Source organism: Candidatus Methanoperedens nitratireducens (assembly GCF_900196725.1).
In the GTDB taxonomy this organism is placed as follows: domain Archaea; phylum Halobacteriota; class Methanosarcinia; order Methanosarcinales; family Methanoperedenaceae; genus Methanoperedens; species Methanoperedens nitroreducens_A.
The window spans coordinates 13214-32805 of record NZ_FZMP01000231.1 but is presented as its reverse complement, the minus strand read 5'-3'; the positions used below and the strand labels follow the sequence as shown (position 1 = coordinate 32805).

Genomic DNA, 19592 nt, shown 5'->3' with positions numbered 1-19592 from the left:
AAAAAACGCATTTTTGATTATTGTTGTCCTATAAGCAGGGGTAAAGTTGGGTAAATTACATATTACTTAAAATCAGCGGAGTTAAGGATTAATGTTATCTATACATCTATTTGCTGTATATTTCTTTATTTAGTCTCTCACAGCCGCCTTAACACACTCCTCCGTCGTCGCCATAATACTCTTCACCCCGCACAGGTTCGGCACATACTTATGCGCCTTCCCGGAGTTCACCATCATACAGTTAAACCTCTCACTTGCAGGAGACACTACCATGCAGGTATCGCAAAAAACCTTCGCGCCGCTTCTTTCGATTTGCTTTACAAGTTCGGGATGCTTTTTCTTGATGGCGCGCGAGGTGCATATCCATACGTCTTTTTTAACCTTTTTGCCGTCTAAAAGCCGCGCCAGTCCCACAAGCTCTTCAACGCTGCTATGGGGACACCCGAACGCTATTAAATCCGGCTCGCCTGATGAGTAAACCTCTTTTATCTGCCCCTGCTCGATCATGATTTTCTCCTCAGGCGGGTCGTATTTGCCGGCTTCAGGAGTGATACCGGAAACATGATATAACGCAACTGCACCCGAGGCAGCCATTGCAGCCCCAAGAGATTTAAGTTCGTCCTTCGATGGTGCGGATTTAAGTTTAAAAAAAGGAACTTTATCTCCCACCATCTCACCGACGATATACCCCAGCGCCCCATAGTCTGAATTGTGTAGAGCCGCATCGACCCGGATCAAAATATCGGGTTTTCTGTTCTCATCCAAATGAAACCCGTAATTTGGCGTCTTCCCTATCAGCGCAGCCGAGAGAGCACTTGGTCCTCCCTCCCTGTTCGTTCGCGCCCCGATGACCGAATTGGCATATGAGATGGCTGATGATTCGCTCCATGCCACATGGTCGCCCAAACCTGCAAGGTTGTCAAAGATGCTGTACGGCGTGCAGGTGCATTCAGTTCTTACGCCTAGCGCCTCATATGCCCTGATTATCTTCTGCTGTTTATCAGCAAAATCCTGGCTTACACCCATCTCTTTCCAGCATTCCCTGTCCATTCCTGCGGGGTTGAGTATGGAAGGTACTGCCACTTTGCCTTTTAAGTCGGATATCCATTCAAGCCCAGCCTCGCCTATGGTCTTGTAGGAAACTCCGGCGATCTGGGCGCTTTTTATGGGGATAAGCCTGTCTGCGCCGTAGATGTCGCCAAGAGCCGCGAGTATTTCGATGGCTTTCTGGTATGTGGCGCCGCGTTCTCCATTGAAGATAGCCTCTTCTTCAGGCGTGAGATACATCTATGCCTCCGTGACCGATGAGCTGTGACAAGTGTAATGTAAAAATCTCACCGCAGAGGGCGCAAAGTTCGCAAAGTCAGCCATGAACTGCGGTTCATAGAAGGAAATAAAGAAGAAATCCTGCAATAGTTTTTCAATCCGGAGTAATCGCGATAGAACATGGATTGCACGGGTGACACGGATGCTCACGGATTTCGTATCCGTGAAAATCCGTCCAATCCGTGTCATCCGTGTTCCGTTTCGCCACGCTGTTGCTTTTCCATACCAGGGGGTTACCGCCTCACTTTGCGTTCTCTGCGTTCTTTGAGGTGAGCTGATTATTAACCGCAGATGAACGCGGATGAACGCAGATACCCGCATTTTCAATTTCCTTTTCTGGCGAAAGTGGCTTTCTTAGACTTTCTTGTTAATTCATTACTTTTTATATAATTATTAAATAATTTATTAAAATCCTTCGCAATTATTTCAGGATACGAATTCAATTTTTCGATTTCAAGTTCATGAACATATCCAAAATAAAAACGAATATCAAATGCTGGCAAATTCCCGGGTTTAATTGGTTTGCCGCTTGTTCCTTCTATTATTTTAAAATGGGCGGCTTTAATTGGATATTCATCATCATCTTCATAATTCTGAAACCACGTTAAAGCACATAATTCACTATCAACTTTATATTTATCCTTATACTTTTCATCCCAATTTCCTAGAAATTCTTCCTTGATTTCTTTATTTTGACCCTTACTATACTCATCTATATCTTCATATCCTGTTAATACGACCCCTATCTTTTTTGATATAATATCTAAAAATATATAACTTGAATAATCAAAATGCCAACCAGCGATCTTTAGACATCTATAAAAGCAAGGGAAATCGGTTTTGTCATGTTTTGGTTCCACATCTTCAAAATCGGTTATGATTTTTTCTTGTATTTTATTAATTGTTTTGGAAAACTTTTCCAATGATGCCCTTTTCTTTTTTTCTTCGTTGGGATAGTTCTCAATAAAATTTTCTAATTCTTTATTATCCATTGGTATTACCTTCCTAATTCCATTATGTGATAAGAATTTTGAAAATTCTTCTATTATTATTTCATATCTTTCGCCAAGAGATGCCTTATATTCCTCAAGTAATGTTAACAGAGAATGCCAAGATAAGAAGCCGATTCGTTCTGGATGATTTTTCTTGAATTCATTTAATTCGCTCGGGATATAATCATCTCCAGACAAGAATAACATCCATATGTTTTCTTTTCCCCCAAACTCCTCTTTACCGCCGTTGAAATGATTTATAAATTGGGTTTTTTTAAAACCTCCGTCAGACATTTTTGCTTCGATTATTAGGTATTTTCGGTTTGAAAATGTTATTATTGCATCTGGGATACTGATACCATCTTTTAATGGATACTGAACCTTTACACTAAGCATATCTTCATTAATAGTTAACCCTGAGTTTTTGCATATACCATCAATTATTTTTTTATTTGGTAATTTTTCAAGAAGAAAAGCCAAAAAATTTGTGCATTGGTTCTCTGGTTTTTGATAGTTTATAGCATCATATAGACTTTTTATCTTTGTCATATTCTCCTATCTGCATTCATCTGCATTCATCTGCGGTTATTTTAGGTCTCGGCACCCTCTCAAATTTCCATTTCTTGCTCATATCCATCGTCGCATCAAACCCAACCTTGGTCCCGATACCATTCTCAGAGCGCGGGTCAAGTGTGCTGCCCCTGACATTCGGATATATGTATATGTCCTCATCTCCCTTTACCCTGGTAGCTATCGCGAACTCGATATCATTCGGGTCAAAGATATTGATATCCTCATCCACGACAACAACGTGCTTCAGGCTCTTATGGGCGGCGAACGTCGCTTCGATGGCTTTCTTCGCATCGTCATCGCTGTTCTTGTGTATCTGCACGGCTGCATGGAAATAATAACATCCCCCGGGCGTGAGAGCCACGTTCCTGACATCTGCGACCTTTTTCACTTCGTTATATATCAGCGGCTCGTACGGAACTCCCATTAATATATGGTGCTCGCTCCCTGCCGGCATCAGGGCATGATAGATGGGATCGCGCCTGTGCATCATGTTTGTCAGGTGAATGACAGGCTGTTTCCTTACCAGGTCGTATGTGCCGCTGATATCCACGAAAGGTCCTTCATCCGCGACTTCCGTGGGATGTATGTAACCTTCAAGCACTATCTCAGCATGCGGGACTTTTATGCCGTTCTCGCACTCGAACAGTTCAACAGGCTCGCCTTTTAGCGCCGAGGCATATTCGAACTCTTTTCCCTCAGGCACGCGGGTTGAGACGGCAAATAGCGTTACCGGGTCCATGCCGATAACTATCGCAATGGGCAGCGGCTCACCTTTTTCAGCTGCTTTTTTGTGAAGATTATACGTATGCCGGAACTCAACAAGCCGTGCCGCAAGCCTGTTTTTCCCTATTACCCTGAGCCTGTGGATAGAGGCGTTCATTACTCCCCCGTATTCTGATACCACGACACCGGCGGTAATATACGGGGCGCCGTCGCCTTCAAAATGCGTGAGTATGGGGAGCTTTGAAAGGTCGGGTTTTTCAATAACTTCTTTGGCAGGTGAATCCCCTGCGAGTTTTACTTCACCTTCAGGCGGGCGCGAAGAGAGATATTTTATTATGCTGTCGGGTGCCACTCCGAGAGCCTCGCCAAGAAGTTCCTTTGAGGAAAGGATATTCATGATAACCCTGGAGCCGTTAACATTGGTAAACAGCGCAGGCTCAGTTCCGACCGTGGCTGAGACCCCGTACACAGGCGAGAGAGGTTTTTTGACCTCCCTGAGCTTTCCTTCAGCCTTAAGTCGCTCTATAAATTTGCGCAAGCTCATCCCTTCCACCGCCTGTACATGTCATGCCCGATGCCCAGAAGGTCAAGGGCGCGACCTGCCATGAAATTAGTAATATCTTCAATAGAATCCGGCTTCGGATAGAACGCAGGGCAGGCGGGGAGTATCGAAGCACCAGCCCTCGCAGCTCTTGCCATATTTTCTATATGGATCAGATTCAACGGAGTTTCACGCACCATTAGCACGAGAGGGCGTTTTTCTTTCAGGCAAACATCCGCTGCCCTTGAGATGAGAGTATCCGACATCCCGACAGCCACAGATGCAAGCGTCTTCATGCTGCACGGTGCAATTATCATGCCTTTTGACCTGTGCGAACCGCTTGCGACCGGAGCGGTGAAATCATCATCGCCGTACACATGGTCGCCCAGCGACTCAACATCGCGGACGGAATAATCAGTTTCTATTTTGATAAGTTTTTTTGCAGATTCCGAAATAACTAAATGAGTTTCGAACCCTCTCATGTCTTTTAGAGCCTCAAGCAGGCGTATCCCGTACTGAATGCCCGACGCGCCGCTTATGCCTATAATAATCTCGTTGCTCATGTGGTATAAGTATGTTTACTTATTTGAATAGTTTTTGTTAAGTGCAAGTTAAACTTAAATATACAATCTTTCAATCACTGGGCATGTACCAGGTGTTATACGATATTGCCCTGCGCCTCGGTCTTGGCATCATTATTGCCGCCGGGATGCTGATACTTATTATAATATTGCAAACCATATTCTATAATCATACTAAAGATATCCATCTTATAATTATTGGCATCCTGATAGCGTTGATTATATATGCGCTCGGGGATATCGCATTAGATGTCCTGCTTATTTGATTTTTTCCTTCGCAGTCTTGAGATCAATTTTTTTATGCGGCTTTTGCTGACGTTTTTTATCTTGATCCTGAGGTAGCCCCGTTTTGAACTTATCACCATCTTAAATACAGTATCTTCAGGGCAGGATTCAAGAAAGTTCTTTATCTCTCCTGCGACTGTCTCCTTATTAACTGCAGTATATTCGATGCTCATATACATCCTGCTACTATTGGAATTAATATATATATTTCTAAACTGTCCGCAAATATTGTAATATTAATCCTTTATTCTTTTTATCAGCACCAGTCCGGCTATAATGACCATGGATATTAAAATAATAGCAACTATCCCGCGGTAATTTAATCCCTGTTCCGGCTTAAAATTAAAGTGTTTATCTGAATCAAGGAACAAACGTTCCTCATGCGTTCCATCATCGCCGGATGCTTTGATCGTATAATTTGTATTCAAAGGAAGCCCAGCAAAAATAAGCTCTGAATCCCTGCTTTCCGATACCTTCCTGCCTGCATCCCACAGTGAGACATGGTATTCTGTATTAGCTTTTACAAAAATGCTTGCATAATTTTTTATGTTGATAGAACTGCCATCAGTATATTGAAGGTTGTTGGGAAGGTCAAGTACGCTGAGCAGCGTCGGCGCTATATCTTCCTGTCCATATTCCCCGTTTGATACACTCGATACGATATTTGGGGACATTATGACTAATGGTATCCTCAGGCTCTCCTGCATTTTGGAGTATTTCTCTGATGCATGCCCGCCTCTTTTTGCGTTTTTAGTCGCAAATGACATTCCGTGGTCGCCCGTGAAAAATAATGCGATGTTATTCTCTTTTGCGGTCATATATAAAGGATAGAAATCCCTGTCAAGATCTTCGATCAGCAAGTAGTAATCATCTTCACCAAGATTATGACCACCGCTGTCTATTGCCCCTATGTTGACTGTCAGCAGGAATTTCTGTGAGGGATGTTTTTTGATCATGTATGTTGCAACGGCGTTGGCGGTATCGATACCCCACTTATTATAAGCTGAATACTGTTCTCTGCCTGAGAGGTTGTTAAGGTATACAGGGAGTCTCATCTTCCAGTCGTACATCAATTCATAAACGCCGGAAGGTGCTTTATTCGCCTGGATCGATATCAGGGGTTCATCTATTGAATTGTTCTCTGCGAACAGGATTATGTCCTGCTCCTCACGCATGTTCCTGAAATCCCCTTTTTCCATCACTGCCAGGTTGACGAAGCCGTGCTGCCGCGTGATATCAAAAATAGTGGCGTCGGTATAACCTGCGATATCTTCGTTTGCCTGCGAGTAACCCGTGACTATGATTGAGTGGGCAATGCCGGTCACGGGCTGAGGAGTCCTGATATCTATTATCCTTGTTCCAAATGTAAGGTTGATGGTTTTTGCCTTCGAGATCTCGCTGCCATCAAGCGCATGGGGGGTAAGTTCAGGATAATAATAAGAGGAACCCAATCCATCAACGATAAAAAGAATCGCCCCGTCGGGTCTTTTGACATTGTTTAATGTAACTTCCGAGATACCAAGAGCAACTTCCGAAAGTGCAAATATTATCAGGATTATCAAAAATTTTTTTGTGAGGTCTTGCATGATCCCCTCTGAAAGAAAAACTATTATTTAATCGTATCTAATTTTTTTGAGATCTTCTCTTTTAAAAGCCTGCTGATCTCCTGACCGCTTACCTTGCCCCTTAGGTCTTTCATGACAATACCCATCAGCGGACCCACAGCATTAAGTCCTTTTTCTTTAACAAAATCGATCCTGGACTCTATGACCTTATCGATAACAGCATCTAAATTCCCTGTTTCCACTACGCCGATACCCAGGGAACCGGCAGCCTTATCGACTGTAAGCTCAGGCTTTCCTGCAACGGCTCTCAGGACGCTGCCTATGGCTTCGTTCGGAATTTTCCCCCCGGATTGGAGTTTGAAAAGCCGGAGAAGATGTTCATCTTTTATGTTAGTTACAGGCACAGACTCTTTTTCAAGTTCATACATGGTCGTTTCAAGCGTACGTACAACTATGGTCGGGCTTGCATCCGGGACCTGCATCATTATGGTTTCAAAAAGCGGCATGTTCCGGGAACGCGCTATCTGCCCCGCCAGCTCATCGTTTAACTTGAATTGCTTCATGTACCTTGCCTTGCGCTCTTCGATGAGTTCTGGCAGCTTTATGTTCCTGAGCCGCTCCCCTGTTATCTCTACAGGCGGAACATCGGTCTCCGGGTACATGCGCGCCGCGCCCGGAAGGGGTCTCATATAAGCTGAATTCCCGTCTGGGAGTGCGCGTCTTGTCTCTTCCGGGATGCATTCGAGGGCTTCCCGCGCGCGGATGATTACGCCTTCAAGAGCGCCTTTTGCTTTCTCCTTAGCATCGGTGACCATGATGACGCAATCGTTCTCCTGCGCGTCCACTGCTTTTCTGAGCGTATCGATTTCGTGTTCCGTGATGCCGTAATTCGGGAGCTCATCTGTATGGAAAATGCCTCCTACGCCTGATTTTTTGGCGCGGTCTGAGAACTCTGTCCCCAGGCGCCTACCGGGCTGGATCTCCCTGCCCACAAGTCCCGCGAACCCGGGCAGGTTTATGGCGAATACAACGCCTCCTTTTAACGCTTTTAATATTACCTTTGAGGAAGTGTTGGCGAACACCGATGTGACATCGACGATCTTATCAGATACCGAGGCTCCCCTTTTAAGGAGTTCCTTTTTTATCTCCAGGAGCGCGACCTGCCTTTCTGCTTCCCGTTCCACGATAATTTCTATTAAGTCAAGCGCCTGCACGCCTTTTATTTCCACGCGGGCGCCCTGCGCTATCGAGATATTGATATCCTGCCGTATAGTGCCGAGTCCACGTTTGACCTTGCCTGTCGAGCGCAGTATCATCCCGAGTTTCTCTGCCACTTCCCTTGCGTGCGCAGGTGAGACTATATCCGGCGCGGTCCCTATCTCGACAAGCGGGATACCCAGGCGGTCGAGTGAATATATCACCGAATCGACCTTATCTTCCACTTTCTGCGCAGCCTCTTCCTCAAGGCAGAGCACATCGATCCCTACGCGATTAAGGGATGATTCCAGATAGCCTTTTGTGGCTACAAGGGCGGTTCTCTGGAAACCCGATGTATTGGAGCCGTCGATGACTATTTTCCTCATGGTGTAAAGCTCATCCACGATATTCATGTTAAGCATGCGGGCGATAACGAGCGAGTACTCCAGGGCTTCCTGGTTCAGTTCGCGCGGCGGCTCTTCATCGTTCTCGACAAGGCAGGTCGTGTCGTAGGCTTTATAGATGAATTTTTTCGTAAGTTTTACTTCCTCAAGTGCAGCCTTATCCACAACGCCCATCTCGCTCTGTGTAGGGCGGAGGTACCTGAAAAATTCAAAGATGGATTCCTTTGTGTCGCGAAGAAGGGTGGGGCAGCCGCAGAAGAGTTTTTCTTTCGTGTCGAGCTGCTGGTGAATTTCAAGCCCGGCTTTTAATCCGAGCGCCCTGTAGTCGTGACTCATAGGCTTCCCTGATATGTTGCAAGATATAAAATGATTGTTATTTCCAGAACATCCACCATTTCCTGGGCTCGGGCAGGAGCTTGTAAAGCTGGTTTGAGAGCTTCTGGTACTCGAACTGCAAAAACCCGAGCTGGTTTTGCAGGTCTTTTATCCTGTCGTCTTTCAGTACAAGCATCGCATCCTTGTGGGATGCGTCTGTCCTGAGAGTCTCGTTCTCTTTCCGAATATTCAAAACGTATTCAGAACTTTCCAGGTCGTCTTCGGGTTTGTTCAGGGCATTTTCAGATTTATTCGAAATGTATTCGATCAGGATATTCCTGTAAAAATCAGATTTGGAAGCTTCCCCTCGTCTGGCTTCTATCTGCTGGAAAATCGCCTCGTCTACCCTTATCGTGATAGTTTTCATCTAAAACTCATTATCCTATGTCATGCATAACATTGAATAATCAGAGGATGAACGCAGATTAAAAAGAACAAAAAGCAGGAGTTTCTTCCTACTTCTCCTTGCTGAACACTGCAGCCCTTGAGATCGTCTCGTGGGATTCCTGTGCCTGCATCATGTGCTCCATAGCCTGCCGCAGCGGTTTCACGACTTCCCTGGGTATCTGGGGAGCGGCCTTTTGCTTGACTTCGCCTGATAGGAACGGGCATGTGACACCTGTAAGCACAGCCATCACGCGCACCTTGCCTGTCAATGACTGGTCGACCTTGGCACCCCATATCACGCGCTTTGTATTGGGGACTTTTTCCATTATCTGCTCGCCTGCAACAGCCACTTCGTCAAGGGTCATGTCCTCTCCGCCCACGATATGGATAAGGACCCCGTACGCGGTCGATACGTCGGTGATATCAAGCAGCGGTGTGGAAAGCGCCTGTGAGACTGCCTTCTCGACGCGGTTTTCACCGTCGCCTTCGCCTATGCCTATCGATGATATGCCGCCGCGTTCCATTACTGCGCGAAGGTCGGCATAATCAAGGTTCACAAGGCTTGGCTGCGTTATGGTATCAGTCAGGTTCTTAACGAAAGAACCGATAAGTGCATTCGCTACAGCAAGAGCGTCCCTAAGAGGCAGGTTGCCTGCGACCTCCCTGAGCTTTGAGTTATCGATGACAACTATAGAATCGCTGACCTCAGCAAGCGCCTTTATGGCATCGCGCGCCTTTTCGCGCCTTGTCATTTCAATGGTGAACGGTATGGTTGCGCACGCAATCGTGAGAGCGCCTATTTCCCTTCCTATACCTGCAACTATGGGTATTGCGCCTGTGCCTGACCCGCCTCCAAGACCCGCTACCAGGAACAGAAGGTTAGTGCCATTCAGTTCCTCCCTCATTTCAGCCAGGTTCTCCCTTGCAGCCTCAGCGCCTCTTTCCGGGAATCCACCGCAGCCGTGCCCTTTGCACAGTTTCTCACCGAGCAGCATGATCTTATCCGCCCGTGTCATTGTACTCAGGTGACCAGCATCCGTATTGGCAGCTATTATTTTACCGCCCGCCAGTTTCTTATCTGCTATCCATGTTGCGATGTTACAGCCTGCACCACCCAGCCCAACAACAGCAACAGATGGTCGTGCAGTCTTTACTTTTTCCAATAAGTCTTCTCTAGTCATAATCAGCCTCCGCTGATTACTCGCTTTGTTAGTATTTAAATCCTTTTTTTTAATAAGTATTTAATAAAAACTGGGAACCCCGCCAAAAAGCAAATCCCTCCTCCAACCGGGAGCATTTTTATTTTTGCATTCTGCAACTATTACAATCAATATGTTTGTGCAATTTTCTTTGAACTGCGTTTGTATGAACGATTTTTACCCGTGCCCCCCCTTCCCCGGCTGCCGCGGGGGAGGAAGATAGGGCGTTGGGATGAATTCCACGGAGGGTCGGCGCATTCCTGACTGTGGATAAAGCTCCATCAGGTCGTAGACTTCCATGGGCATTTTCTCATTCACAGGCAAACCCATTTCTTTTGCCTGCTCAAAGTCTATGGGGTAATCATGCGTCCACCTGCCTTCGCTCAGCATCCTGGCAAGCTCAGAGGCTTTCTCCGGCGTATTGTGTTCAAGCAGAAGGTTATAGACGGTATTATAGACCTGATTAATGGCTTTCCCTGCCATATCGCCAAGAATAAGCGTCTGATCATCACGGTTGGGATTTGGCTGCTCAAGTGCCTTGAGTATAGAAACTGCGGGGTAGGCTCCCTGCTGGCTTCCAAGCTGCGGGTCAACCGGACCCAGGACTGCATTGGGGTCCATTACGATATCGTCGGCAGCCATTGCAACAAGAGTGCCCCCCGACATCGCATAGTGAGGTATGAAGACAGTGACCTTGCCAGTATGGCGCTTCAGGGCACAGGCGATCTGCTCTGAGGCGAGCACAAGCCCTCCCGGAGTATGCAGTACCAGGTCAATGGGCATATCGGGTGGCGTCATGCGTATCGCCCTCAGCACAGCTTCAGAATCCTCGATGTCGATATAGCGGGCGATAGGGATACCCAGGAAACTCATGGTCTCCTGCCTGTGTATCATCGTTATCACCCTGGACTGGCGGCTCTTCTCCAGGCTCTTTATCGTCGAGAGGCGGCGTGCCGTAAGCATGCGCTTCTGCAAAAACGGGAGAAAAAACTGGAGCAGGAGTAGTATCCATACGATGTTAAGGAGGTCGCTTATATTCAGTTCCATCTCATTATATCTCTGTCCTTGAACTACAAATATCTATTTCTTCAGTTGCCTTGGATAATTGGTAAGCACGCGGAGCCATTTTTCTGTCACGACCACAGTATCTTCTACCCGCACCACGGAATCACCGGGGTATAATCCGCAGTTGCCAACTGGGATTATTTTTTGACTATCCAATTTTCTTTAATAGGAAATCCTTAGCTTTTGAAGCGATGTTAAAACACTCTTTAGCTTCGGCAACGGAAGGCATGTAAAATTCGTCAGGATATCTTATCTCTATCGCATAAAATGAAAGGTTACCAACTTTCAAATTTTTAAAATCAGGATCTTGTTTAAGGGAGAGTTCTAAAAGAAACTCAAGATTATGGGTTTTTCCGAAATCTACGTTTAATGCTTTTACGACCCACTTCTTGATGTAATCATCGTTTTAGTTTCTGTATTTTTAATTTCTTTCATATTCTAATACTTTAACGTCTGTATTTCGGATTAAACTTTTGTAACTTTTTGTCCACTCATCTGGATTCATTAAATTCACCTTCCCTGTAATACCTCATCCATGCTGCCGCTCCTGAACCCCATCAGGTCAAGCGTGACGTATGAGAACCCAAGCCTTTTAAGCCGGGATGTAACTGCTTCCCGCATCCCCAGAAATCGCGCCATCTCAGCAGGCATAACCTCGATACGCGCTATACCATTATGGTCGCGCACCCGCACAACATTAAATCCCAGGCTTTGAAGATACGCCTCTGCTTTGCCTACACGTTCCAGCGCTTCATGGGTTATCGCATGCCCGTATGGAATACGCGAGGAAAGGCATGCCATCGATGGCTTATCTGCGACCGACAACCCAAGCTCGCGCGCAATCTCACGGATTTCTTCCTTTGCAACGCCGAATTCGATGAAAGGATTGTATACCCCTTCCTCAGTGACAGCCCTGCGACCCGGCCTGTGCCCTTTTAAATCCGAGAGATTTGTCCCCTCAACGATAGTATTTATGCCGCGTTCCTCTGCTATTTTCTTTAATTCCCTGACAAGGCCTTTTTTGCAGTAATAACATCTATCGACCGGGTTTCTTGCAAATTCAGGCTCACCGAGCTCATCATAAGTTATTATAATATGCTTGATCCCTATCTCCTTTGCAACCCCTTTTGCGCATTCAAGCTCACCCGGCGCAAGGGTCGGCGAATCTGCGGTAACTGCGACGGCGTATTTTCCCAGCGCCCTGTATGCAAGCGCGGCAAGTACTGAGCTATCAACGCCGCCGGAGAACGCTACGAGAGCGCTGCCTCTCTCTTTCAACGCTTCGGTGATTGACTGTACCTTATCATTAACAGACATGGGAGGCATACAATGCATCGGGATGATGTAAGGGTTTCTATGGACCGGAATCGGCTCTGGGAGGAGCGCGATAAAGGTATCGGGTTCCCAATAACAGGTGCAGGTTAAACCTGATAATTTCAGGAACAAAAATAGTTAATTATTTACATAATCAACTTCTAATAACTTGTTGGAGAAGGGTTTTTAACTCAGGTTTTGCTGTTAATATGATACACTTGCTTAATATCAAAAGGAGGCCAGCATGAACTTCCAGCACGATATCGTCATAGTAGGCGCCGGTCTTGCCGGGCTTCAGGCGGCTGTTGAGTGTGTGGGCAGTGCAGATGTGGCTGTAGTTAGCAAGGTCTTTCCCACGCGCTCCCATTCCTGCGCAGCCCAGGGGGGGATTGCCGCTTCCATAGGCAACGAAGAAGAAGACCACTGGGAATGGCATATGTTCGATACGACCAAGGGAAGCGATTATCTTGCTGACCAGGATGCGGTGGAAATCATGGCAAGAGATGCTCCCAGAGTTATTTACGAACTGGAACACATGGGCGTCCCGTTCAGCCGCAACGCGCAGGGGAAAATTGCGCAGCGCAACTTCGGGGGTCATACCCGGGACTACGGTAAAGCACCTGTGAAGAGAGCATGCCATGCCTCAGACCGGACCGGGAGGGTCAGTATGGATACGCTCTACGAGCAATGCGTGCGCCATAAGATAAAATTCTACCCTGAGCATTACGTTCTTTCTCTTATCTTTGATAGCGGAAGGTGCGTTGGGTTGGTTACCTGCGACCTCCCGACCGGAGAACTCCATTTCATTGCCGCTAAAGCTGTTCTTCTTGCTACGGGAGGGTGCGGCAGGATATATAAGACCACCTCTAATAGCTTTGCCACGACCGGTGACGGGTTCAACCTGGCATACCAGGCAGGGATTCCTCTTGAGGATATGGAATTCGTCCAGTTCCATCCCACCGGGATATATCCTTTAGGTATCCTGGTGAGCGAAGCTGCAAGAGGGGAAGGCGGGATTTTACGTAACGGGCTGGGAGAGCAGTTCATGGAACGGTATGCTCCTACCGTAAAAGACCTTGCGCCCAGGGATATAGTCTCAAGGGCTATTCTAACAGAGATCCGGGAAGGCAGAGGGATAGATGGAAAGGATTACGTGCATCTTGACCTTACCCATCTCGGCGAGGAAAAGATTTTGAAGAAACTCTGGGAAATAACATCTTTTGTGAGGATCTATTTAGGCATCGACCCTGTCCGCGAACCTGTTCCTGTCCAGCCCACCTGCCATTACATAATGGGAGGAATACCTACGGATATTGACGGAAGGGTCCTGGCTGATGAGAGTGGAACGATTGCCGGGGGATTATATGCAGCAGGTGAATGTGCCTGTGTATCAGTCCACGGTGCGAACAGGCTCGGCTGCAATTCCCTTCTTGATCTGCTTGTGTTCGGGCGAAGAAGCGGAATGGCTATGAAAGAAGATATTTCAAAATACATGCATCATCTTCTCTCTTTTGACCCGTTGAAAATACAGGAGGAAAAAATAACAGGATTATTGAGCCGGGAGGGTGCGGAAACGCCCGGCGAGCTCAGGCGGAAGATGCAATCTCTGATGATGGAGCATTGTTCATCCTTCAGGAACGAGAAAGGGCTGAGAAAAGGGATTGAGGAAATCCGATCTCTTAAGGAACGCTACAAGGATATCAGGATCAAAAATAAAGGAAAAAATTTCAATTACGAATTGATGGAAGCTATCGAGCTGGGACACCAGCTTGACATTTCAGAAGTAATCCTCGTAAGCGCCCTTGATCGTAAGGAGAGCCGCGGAGCCCATTTTCGTGAGGACTTTCCTGCAAGGGATGACAGGAACTACCTGAAACATACCCTTGCCTTCCAGACTGCGAGCGGACCTGAAGTAAAGCATAAGCCAGTTAAAGTCACAAGATTCCAGCCGCAAGCGAGGAGGTATTGATGATATTGAATTTGAAGATTTTCCGCTACGACCCCGGGAAGGATGAGAAGCCTTACTACCAGAATTTCGAAGTTGATGCTGACCCCATGGACAGGCTCCTTGATTGCCTCAACAAAATTCGCTGGGAGCAGGACCCGTCTTTATCCTTCAGGATGTCCTGCGGTCACGGGATATGCGGGTCCGATGGTATGAGGGTTAACGGTATAAGCGCGCTGCCCTGTCAAAAAGTGGTCAAGGATTTTAAAGAGGGGGAAGAAATACTCATCGAGCCGCTTGCGGTTTTCAGGGTAGTCAAAGACCTGATTGTGGATATGGAACCCTTCTTTGAAAGATACTATTCAATCAGACCTTATCTCATTACGAAAAGCCCGCCACCGGAAAAGGAACGCCTCCAGTCCGTTGAGGAGCGACAGAAATTCGAGGATGCCACGCGCTGCATTCTCTGTGCCTGCTGCACCGCCTCATGTCCGATCAACCAGGCGAAGGAGACGGCGAACTACATCGGTCCTGCAGCCCTGGTGCGCAGTTATAGATATCTCTTCGATTCAAGGGATGAAGGACATGATGAGAGATTAGCCCTGCTCGACCACAAGGATGGTGTGTGGGGCTGCAAGACCAGGTGGTGGTGTACGAAGGTCTGCCCTAAACAGATTCCTGTTACCATAGAGATAGCCGCTACCAGGAAAAGCATCTACGATATTACAAAAAAGACGAAGTAAATTTTGATGTCACAACTAAAGTATCTATTTTTTCCACCAAAGTAAATAAATACGATTAAGTACCTCGATGCGCTGGATTTATGAGAATATTTTTCGCAGGCTCAATAAGGGGCGGAAGACAGCTAATACCAACATACCTGCACATCATCGATTTCCTGAAGTCGCATGATTGCACTATCATAAGCGAGCATGTAGCTTCACAGGTACTTGAAAAAACCGAAGCTAAAATGACCGAGCAGGAGATATTTGAAAAAGATACGACCTGGATCGAAGAGAGCGATCGCGTCGTGGCAGAGGTCACGGTTCCCTCAACAGGCGTGGGATATGAGATATGCCATGCCGTGGCTCACAAAAAACCCGTGCTGTGCGTGTATGAAAAAGGGGCTAAAGTATCGGCAATGGTGCTCGGGAATACAAGCAAATACGTAACTGCAATACCGTACTCGGATAAAAAACAGCTTGAAGAAACACTGCAGGATTTTTTAGAGAAATAGAAAAATGTGTGATGTGAAATTTTCACATCACCTGAAATTAAATTTACTGACCTTCCATGAATGGGCTCTTGACACCTGTCAGGACTGCCATTACACGTACTCTTCCGGTAAGCTGGTCATCGACCTTTGCGCCCCAGATTACTCTCTTTGTATTGGGGACCTTGTCCATTATCAATTCACCGGTTACTGCGACCTCTTCGAGCGTCATGTCTTCTCCACCGACGATGTGAATAAGCACACCGTATGTAGCTGACATATCGGAGATATCAAGCAGCGGTACTGCAAGCGCCTGTGAGACTGCTTTCGTTACTCTCTCTTCACCGTCGCCTTCGCCAATGCCTATGGACGAGATGCCGCCGCGCTCCATTACTGCGCGAAGATCTGCGTAGTCAAGGTTGATAAGGCTCGGCTGGGTGATCGTTTCGGTAATGTTCTTTACAAAGGCTCCTACCAGTGCATTTGCAACTGCAAGAGCTTCTTTCAGCGGGAGGTTGCCTGCAACTTCCCTTAACTTTGAGTTATCGATCACGATTGTCGAGTCACAGCTCTCGGTGAGCGCCTGGATTGCTTCCCTGGCTTTCTCTCTCCTGAACTGCTCGATCTTGAAAGGAATCGTAACACATGCGATTGTAAGTGCACCGACCTCTCTGGTCACTTCTGCAACTACAGGTATCGCTCCTGTTCCTGTTCCGCCTCCGAGACCTGCTACGAGGAATACGAGGTTTGTTCCTTCAAGTTCTGTTTTTATCTCTGAAATGTTCTCTTTGGTCGCCTGGGAACCCATCTCAGGGTATCCACCGCATCCATGTCCTTTGCATAATTTTTCGCCGAGTAAGATCAGCTTATCAGCTTTACTCATTGTACTCAGGTGATTCACATCAGTGTTAGCTGCGATTATTTTTCCGCCTGCCATTCCTTTTTCTGCTATCCAAGTCGTTATATTGCATCCTGCACCACCAAGCCCGACTACGGCCACAGATGGTTTTGAAGTCTTTACAAGCTCTGCTAACTTTTCGTTAACCATATTATAGCCTCCTTGACTAAAATTGTGGCTATCACAATTACTCCCTTTAAGTATATAGATATTATTGCTAGGCAAGGGAAAACAGCGCTTACTTTGGCTTAGGTGGCCAGTTTTTCTCCATCCATCCTGGGATACGTCCAGAGTCAGGAGGTCCTATCATCACACGAAGCCCGGTGGCATCCTCGACGTCGCCCTGCAACCGCGCTGCAAGACCAGGCAGTATCAATGTGCTGTGCGTGGTCTTCTCCTTGAAATCGAAACTGGCTTTCTGGAAAGTATCTTTTATCTTTGCAGCTGTAAGCTGTCCGCCGGCAACAGCTGCCTCGACCCCTATGCCGTCGGTATCCACTGCTGCAAGATAACAGTTGATCTTGTTGGAGGAAAGATCGCTCTCTACCGTGTAATAGGTAAGAGCGAAGTTCGTTGTGACAATCACAGGCGAATCCTTTGTGGGCGAGCCAACCTCATTGACTCCCGGAGCAACTTTAACTGGAGTTCGCGGGTCCGTGTAAATAGTATCCCGCAGGTGAACCTCGGGCAGCATGGCATACGGCTCAAGGCTGTGAAGCATCATCACGTCCGCGTACCTTACTATGAAAACTGAAGCAAGCACCGTTTCCCAGTACGAGGCAGTGACAGCATCCTTGTAGATAAGCCACGCCCCCAGTGGAACAGCCATGAGCGGATATGCAATATCCTTTTGCCCCTCTTTTATTCCCGCGCGGCGAAGCTTTAAGAATCTCTCGAACGTCTCTTTCAATTGTTTCCCCTGCGGATATGTGCCGGGGTCAAGGACAAGGTCTTTTATACCCATTTCATTGAACGTTGCCGCAAGTGACTTAAGCTTGTCCAGGTCTGGTGAGAACAAGGTGACCGGAACTTTGTAATTCATTGCAAGCTCCGCCACTTCGCCCCAGTTCTTCTCGGTCGCGGCGTATATGAGCGGGTTTTTATCTTTCACCACTTCAAGCGCTGCTTTCAGTGCAGCCGGGTCAAAAGAGCACAGTACCAGGGGAAGTCCGGTCGTCTCGCTGACCTTTTTTACCGTGCCAGCGAACTTAAGGGCATCGCCTGAAACGCACCTCACAGCGACCATATTGACTTTCAGGAATTTTCCTACATAGAATTTCTTGAAGTTCTGGATCTTGTTGATCCTCTCTACAAGTTCCGATTCCTGCATCGTATCCCAGACATCATATGCAAACGCCGTCGGGTTAAAGAACGTCAACTGGTGGCGGTAGAGAACATCGTCCCCGCCTATCTTCCTGGCACTTTCTCCGACGCCTATTGTTATCTGGCGGATCTCAGGCGCAAGAAGCGTTTGAAGCTCCATGTATTTTTTCTTGAATTCATCTTTAAGAAGCGGAGGGCAGTCCTCAAGCTTCTTTGACCGGTCAATCAGGTGCGCTGCAAAAGCCATGCATGTCGCATCCCCGCACTCGGCGCAGTTGATCTGGGGCAGGTACTTATAAACCTGAAGCGGGCTGTTAAGTTTCATTATAACACCGCCGATACCCAGTTATCGATGTTCAATGGCTCGGTTTCCTTTGAGCCGTAAAGTGTCTGTGTTATCTCTTTCAATACATTGACTGCGCCAGGGTGCATCATCATAAAAAGATCGTTCCCTGCAAGCGATAATGTCAGTCCTGTGATAATTTCCCATATCGGACCCCTGTACTCACGCGGTCCCCAGTCCGAATCCTCTTTCAGGGGCGAAGATACCATCCACGCCTCGCGCGCTCCCCAGGCGTTTGTAGTGCCGCTTGACATCGGGAAATTTAGTTCGGTATCGCCCGTTAGACCTGCAAGCCTTATCCGTTCCATGTTAGTGTAAGCATAATCAAGCCCGTACCCGAGCGCGGCTGTCGTCGGGTCCATCAGTATATTCTCCCGCGCGACCCCGCACTGCTTCATTAATTTGCGGTTAAGCTCCTTTTGCGCGTTGATCTCAAGCTGCGTCCAGGAAAGCACAACATGGTTATATTTCTTTGCCGCCTCGGCTATCCGGGCATAATCAAGGTTCAGGCTCGCTGAAGCCAGGAGGCACCTCTCACCTTCGGCTGCCTCGGCAGCTTTCTCAAGCACAGCCGGGTCTTTTTCGGGATTGCCCGAGCCGCCGATTACGATCGGTACGTCCACAGCCTGAAGGACATCTTCTACGGTTTTCGCCGCATCGGCAGGCGAAGTATCCTTGATGTTGGGGTCTGTGCTGATAAGATGTATCGTCACCATATCCGCCCCGAAATCCCTTACTACTTTCTTTGCCCACTCTGCGGGGCTGTTGATGACATCCTCATAATTGGATTTGACAGCCTTTGCCATGTTAATGGGCATATCGAAAACATCCATAGTTACGTAGTTGCGGTGAGGCATGGGATTATCAAAGTAATAAGGAAGCGCGTTCTCCCCGCCGAGCGTCACTGTGCTCTTGCGAGAGCCGCCATCCGAGGACGTGGCACCAAGCACCACTTCCTGTATCGGTGTTTTCCATTCTTCCATTTTGCCTACGCTGAATTTTGAATCAATTAGCTTTGATAATCTCTTTGGAGCCGCAGCCTGTCCGCCAAGCATCTGGTCAACCGGATAACCCAGTATCCGGGAAATGTTAGCCAGATGAAAAGCGATCTGGGCGGTCTCATGTCCCAAAGCATAAGCCATCTGCGGGTTAAGCCCCAGCTGCCCGAGATCGATTTCCACATCACCTTCTATCTTCACTCCCTCAAGAGCCTGAATATCAAGACCCCCGAAGAGGCTTCCTAGTTCAGAGAGTTTAATTTTCTTTGTCATTATTACAACCTATTCAGCACTATTAATCGTCCAAAATAGGGCTGGCTACATATATATTTTTAGTTTTACTCG

Annotated in this window: 20 protein-coding genes; 4 read left to right on the top strand and 16 right to left on the bottom strand. The window is 47.2% G+C overall.

Going from position 1 to position 19592, the window contains the following annotated elements; all coding sequences use genetic code 11:
* Positions 1–129: 129 nt before the first annotated feature.
* Genes MNV_RS17460 through MNV_RS17445 form a run of 5 tightly spaced genes read right to left on the bottom strand, consistent with a single transcriptional unit; the run spans position 130 to position 4718 of the window.
* Positions 130–1287 carry an aconitase X gene (locus tag MNV_RS17460; RefSeq protein ID WP_096207224.1) on the bottom strand — a complete coding sequence of 386 codons (1158 nt, stop codon included), beginning with the start codon at positions 1285–1287 and terminating at the stop codon, positions 130–132.
* A complete protein-coding gene (locus MNV_RS19130; protein ID WP_143311889.1) occupies positions 1288–1653 on the bottom strand; it encodes a hypothetical protein in 366 nt (121 codons plus the stop codon).
* On the bottom strand, positions 1650–2867 hold the full coding sequence (locus MNV_RS17455; RefSeq protein WP_096207223.1) for a hypothetical protein: 1218 nt from the start codon (positions 2865–2867) through the stop codon (positions 1650–1652). Before MNV_RS17455 ends, MNV_RS19130 begins: the two co-directional genes overlap by 4 nt.
* A 16-nt stretch (positions 2868–2883) precedes the next feature.
* Positions 2884–4158: a UbiD family decarboxylase gene (locus MNV_RS17450; protein WP_096207222.1), complete on the bottom strand. Its 1275-nt coding sequence runs from the start codon at positions 4156–4158 to the stop codon at positions 2884–2886.
* Positions 4155–4718, bottom strand: a complete 564-nt coding sequence (locus MNV_RS17445) for a UbiX family flavin prenyltransferase (RefSeq protein ID WP_096207221.1) — start codon at positions 4716–4718, stop codon at positions 4155–4157. Before MNV_RS17445 ends, MNV_RS17450 begins: the two co-directional genes overlap by 4 nt.
* 83 nt (positions 4719–4801) lie before the next feature.
* On the opposite strand from MNV_RS17445, the gene MNV_RS17440 reads away from it, so the two are divergent.
* Positions 4802–5002 (top strand): hypothetical protein, encoded by a 201-nt coding sequence (locus MNV_RS17440; protein WP_096207220.1) that lies wholly within the window; start codon positions 4802–4804, stop codon positions 5000–5002.
* On the opposite strand, the gene MNV_RS17435 is transcribed toward MNV_RS17440, so the two are convergent.
* From MNV_RS17435 to larE, 8 genes are all read right to left on the bottom strand, one after another.
* Complete coding sequence (locus MNV_RS17435) at positions 4982–5194, bottom strand: hypothetical protein (RefSeq protein ID WP_096207219.1); 213 nt, start codon at positions 5192–5194, stop codon at positions 4982–4984. The genes MNV_RS17440 and MNV_RS17435 overlap by 21 nt on opposite strands.
* Positions 5195–5257: 63 nt before the next feature.
* Complete coding sequence (locus MNV_RS17430; protein WP_096207218.1) at positions 5258–6607, bottom strand: sulfatase-like hydrolase/transferase; 1350 nt, start codon at positions 6605–6607, stop codon at positions 5258–5260.
* Positions 6608–6630: 23 nt separating this feature from the next.
* Positions 6631–8523: a Glu-tRNA(Gln) amidotransferase subunit GatE gene (gene gatE, locus MNV_RS17425; protein WP_096207217.1), complete on the bottom strand. Its 1893-nt coding sequence runs from the start codon at positions 8521–8523 to the stop codon at positions 6631–6633.
* 37 nt (positions 8524–8560) lie between these two features.
* Positions 8561–8929, bottom strand: a complete 369-nt coding sequence (locus tag MNV_RS17420; protein ID WP_096207216.1) for a hypothetical protein — start codon at positions 8927–8929, stop codon at positions 8561–8563.
* An 88-nt stretch (positions 8930–9017) separates the two neighbouring features.
* Positions 9018–10130 carry a cell division protein FtsZ gene (ftsZ, locus tag MNV_RS17415; RefSeq protein WP_096207215.1) on the bottom strand — a complete coding sequence of 371 codons (1113 nt, stop codon included), beginning with the start codon at positions 10128–10130 and terminating at the stop codon, positions 9018–9020.
* 195 nt (positions 10131–10325) lie between these two features.
* Positions 10326–11195 carry an SDH family Clp fold serine proteinase gene (locus MNV_RS17410; protein ID WP_096207214.1) on the bottom strand — a complete coding sequence of 290 codons (870 nt, stop codon included), beginning with the start codon at positions 11193–11195 and terminating at the stop codon, positions 10326–10328.
* A 166-nt stretch (positions 11196–11361) separates the two neighbouring features.
* Positions 11362–11607, bottom strand: coding sequence for a HEPN domain-containing protein (locus tag MNV_RS21400; protein ID WP_096207213.1), 246 nt, complete (start codon positions 11605–11607; stop codon positions 11362–11364).
* 116 nt (positions 11608–11723) lie between these two features.
* Positions 11724–12530, bottom strand: a complete 807-nt coding sequence (larE, locus tag MNV_RS17400; RefSeq protein ID WP_096207225.1) for an ATP-dependent sacrificial sulfur transferase LarE — start codon at positions 12528–12530, stop codon at positions 11724–11726.
* A 241-nt stretch (positions 12531–12771) separates the two neighbouring features.
* Here larE and sdhA point away from each other — a divergent pair, with 241 nt between their 5' ends.
* From sdhA to MNV_RS17385, 3 genes are all read left to right on the top strand, one after another.
* On the top strand, positions 12772–14496 hold the full coding sequence (sdhA, locus tag MNV_RS17395; RefSeq protein ID WP_096207212.1) for a succinate dehydrogenase flavoprotein subunit: 1725 nt from the start codon (positions 12772–12774) through the stop codon (positions 14494–14496).
* The gene (locus tag MNV_RS17390; protein WP_096207211.1) at positions 14496–15215 is read left to right on the top strand and encodes a succinate dehydrogenase iron-sulfur subunit; all 720 of its coding nucleotides are present in this window, start codon (positions 14496–14498) and stop codon (positions 15213–15215) included. Before sdhA ends, MNV_RS17390 begins: the two co-directional genes overlap by 1 nt.
* An 80-nt stretch (positions 15216–15295) precedes the next feature.
* The gene (locus MNV_RS17385) at positions 15296–15709 is read left to right on the top strand and encodes a nucleoside 2-deoxyribosyltransferase (protein WP_096207210.1); all 414 of its coding nucleotides are present in this window, start codon (positions 15296–15298) and stop codon (positions 15707–15709) included.
* A 43-nt stretch (positions 15710–15752) separates the two neighbouring features.
* Here the strand turns inward: MNV_RS17385 and ftsZ (MNV_RS17380) are convergent, their stop codons facing one another.
* The 3 genes from ftsZ (MNV_RS17380) to cdhD form a co-directional block, all read right to left on the bottom strand.
* Positions 15753–16733, bottom strand: coding sequence for a cell division protein FtsZ (gene ftsZ, locus MNV_RS17380; protein ID WP_096207209.1), 981 nt, complete (start codon positions 16731–16733; stop codon positions 15753–15755).
* A gap of 88 nt (positions 16734–16821) precedes the next feature.
* Complete coding sequence (gene acsC, locus MNV_RS17375) at positions 16822–18231, bottom strand: acetyl-CoA decarbonylase/synthase complex subunit gamma (RefSeq protein WP_096207208.1); 1410 nt, start codon at positions 18229–18231, stop codon at positions 16822–16824.
* Positions 18231–19520 (bottom strand): CO dehydrogenase/acetyl-CoA synthase subunit delta, encoded by a 1290-nt coding sequence (gene cdhD, locus MNV_RS17370; RefSeq protein ID WP_096207207.1) that lies wholly within the window; start codon positions 19518–19520, stop codon positions 18231–18233. The genes acsC and cdhD overlap by 1 nt, the downstream gene beginning before the upstream one ends.
* Between the last annotated feature and the right edge of the window lie 72 nt (positions 19521–19592).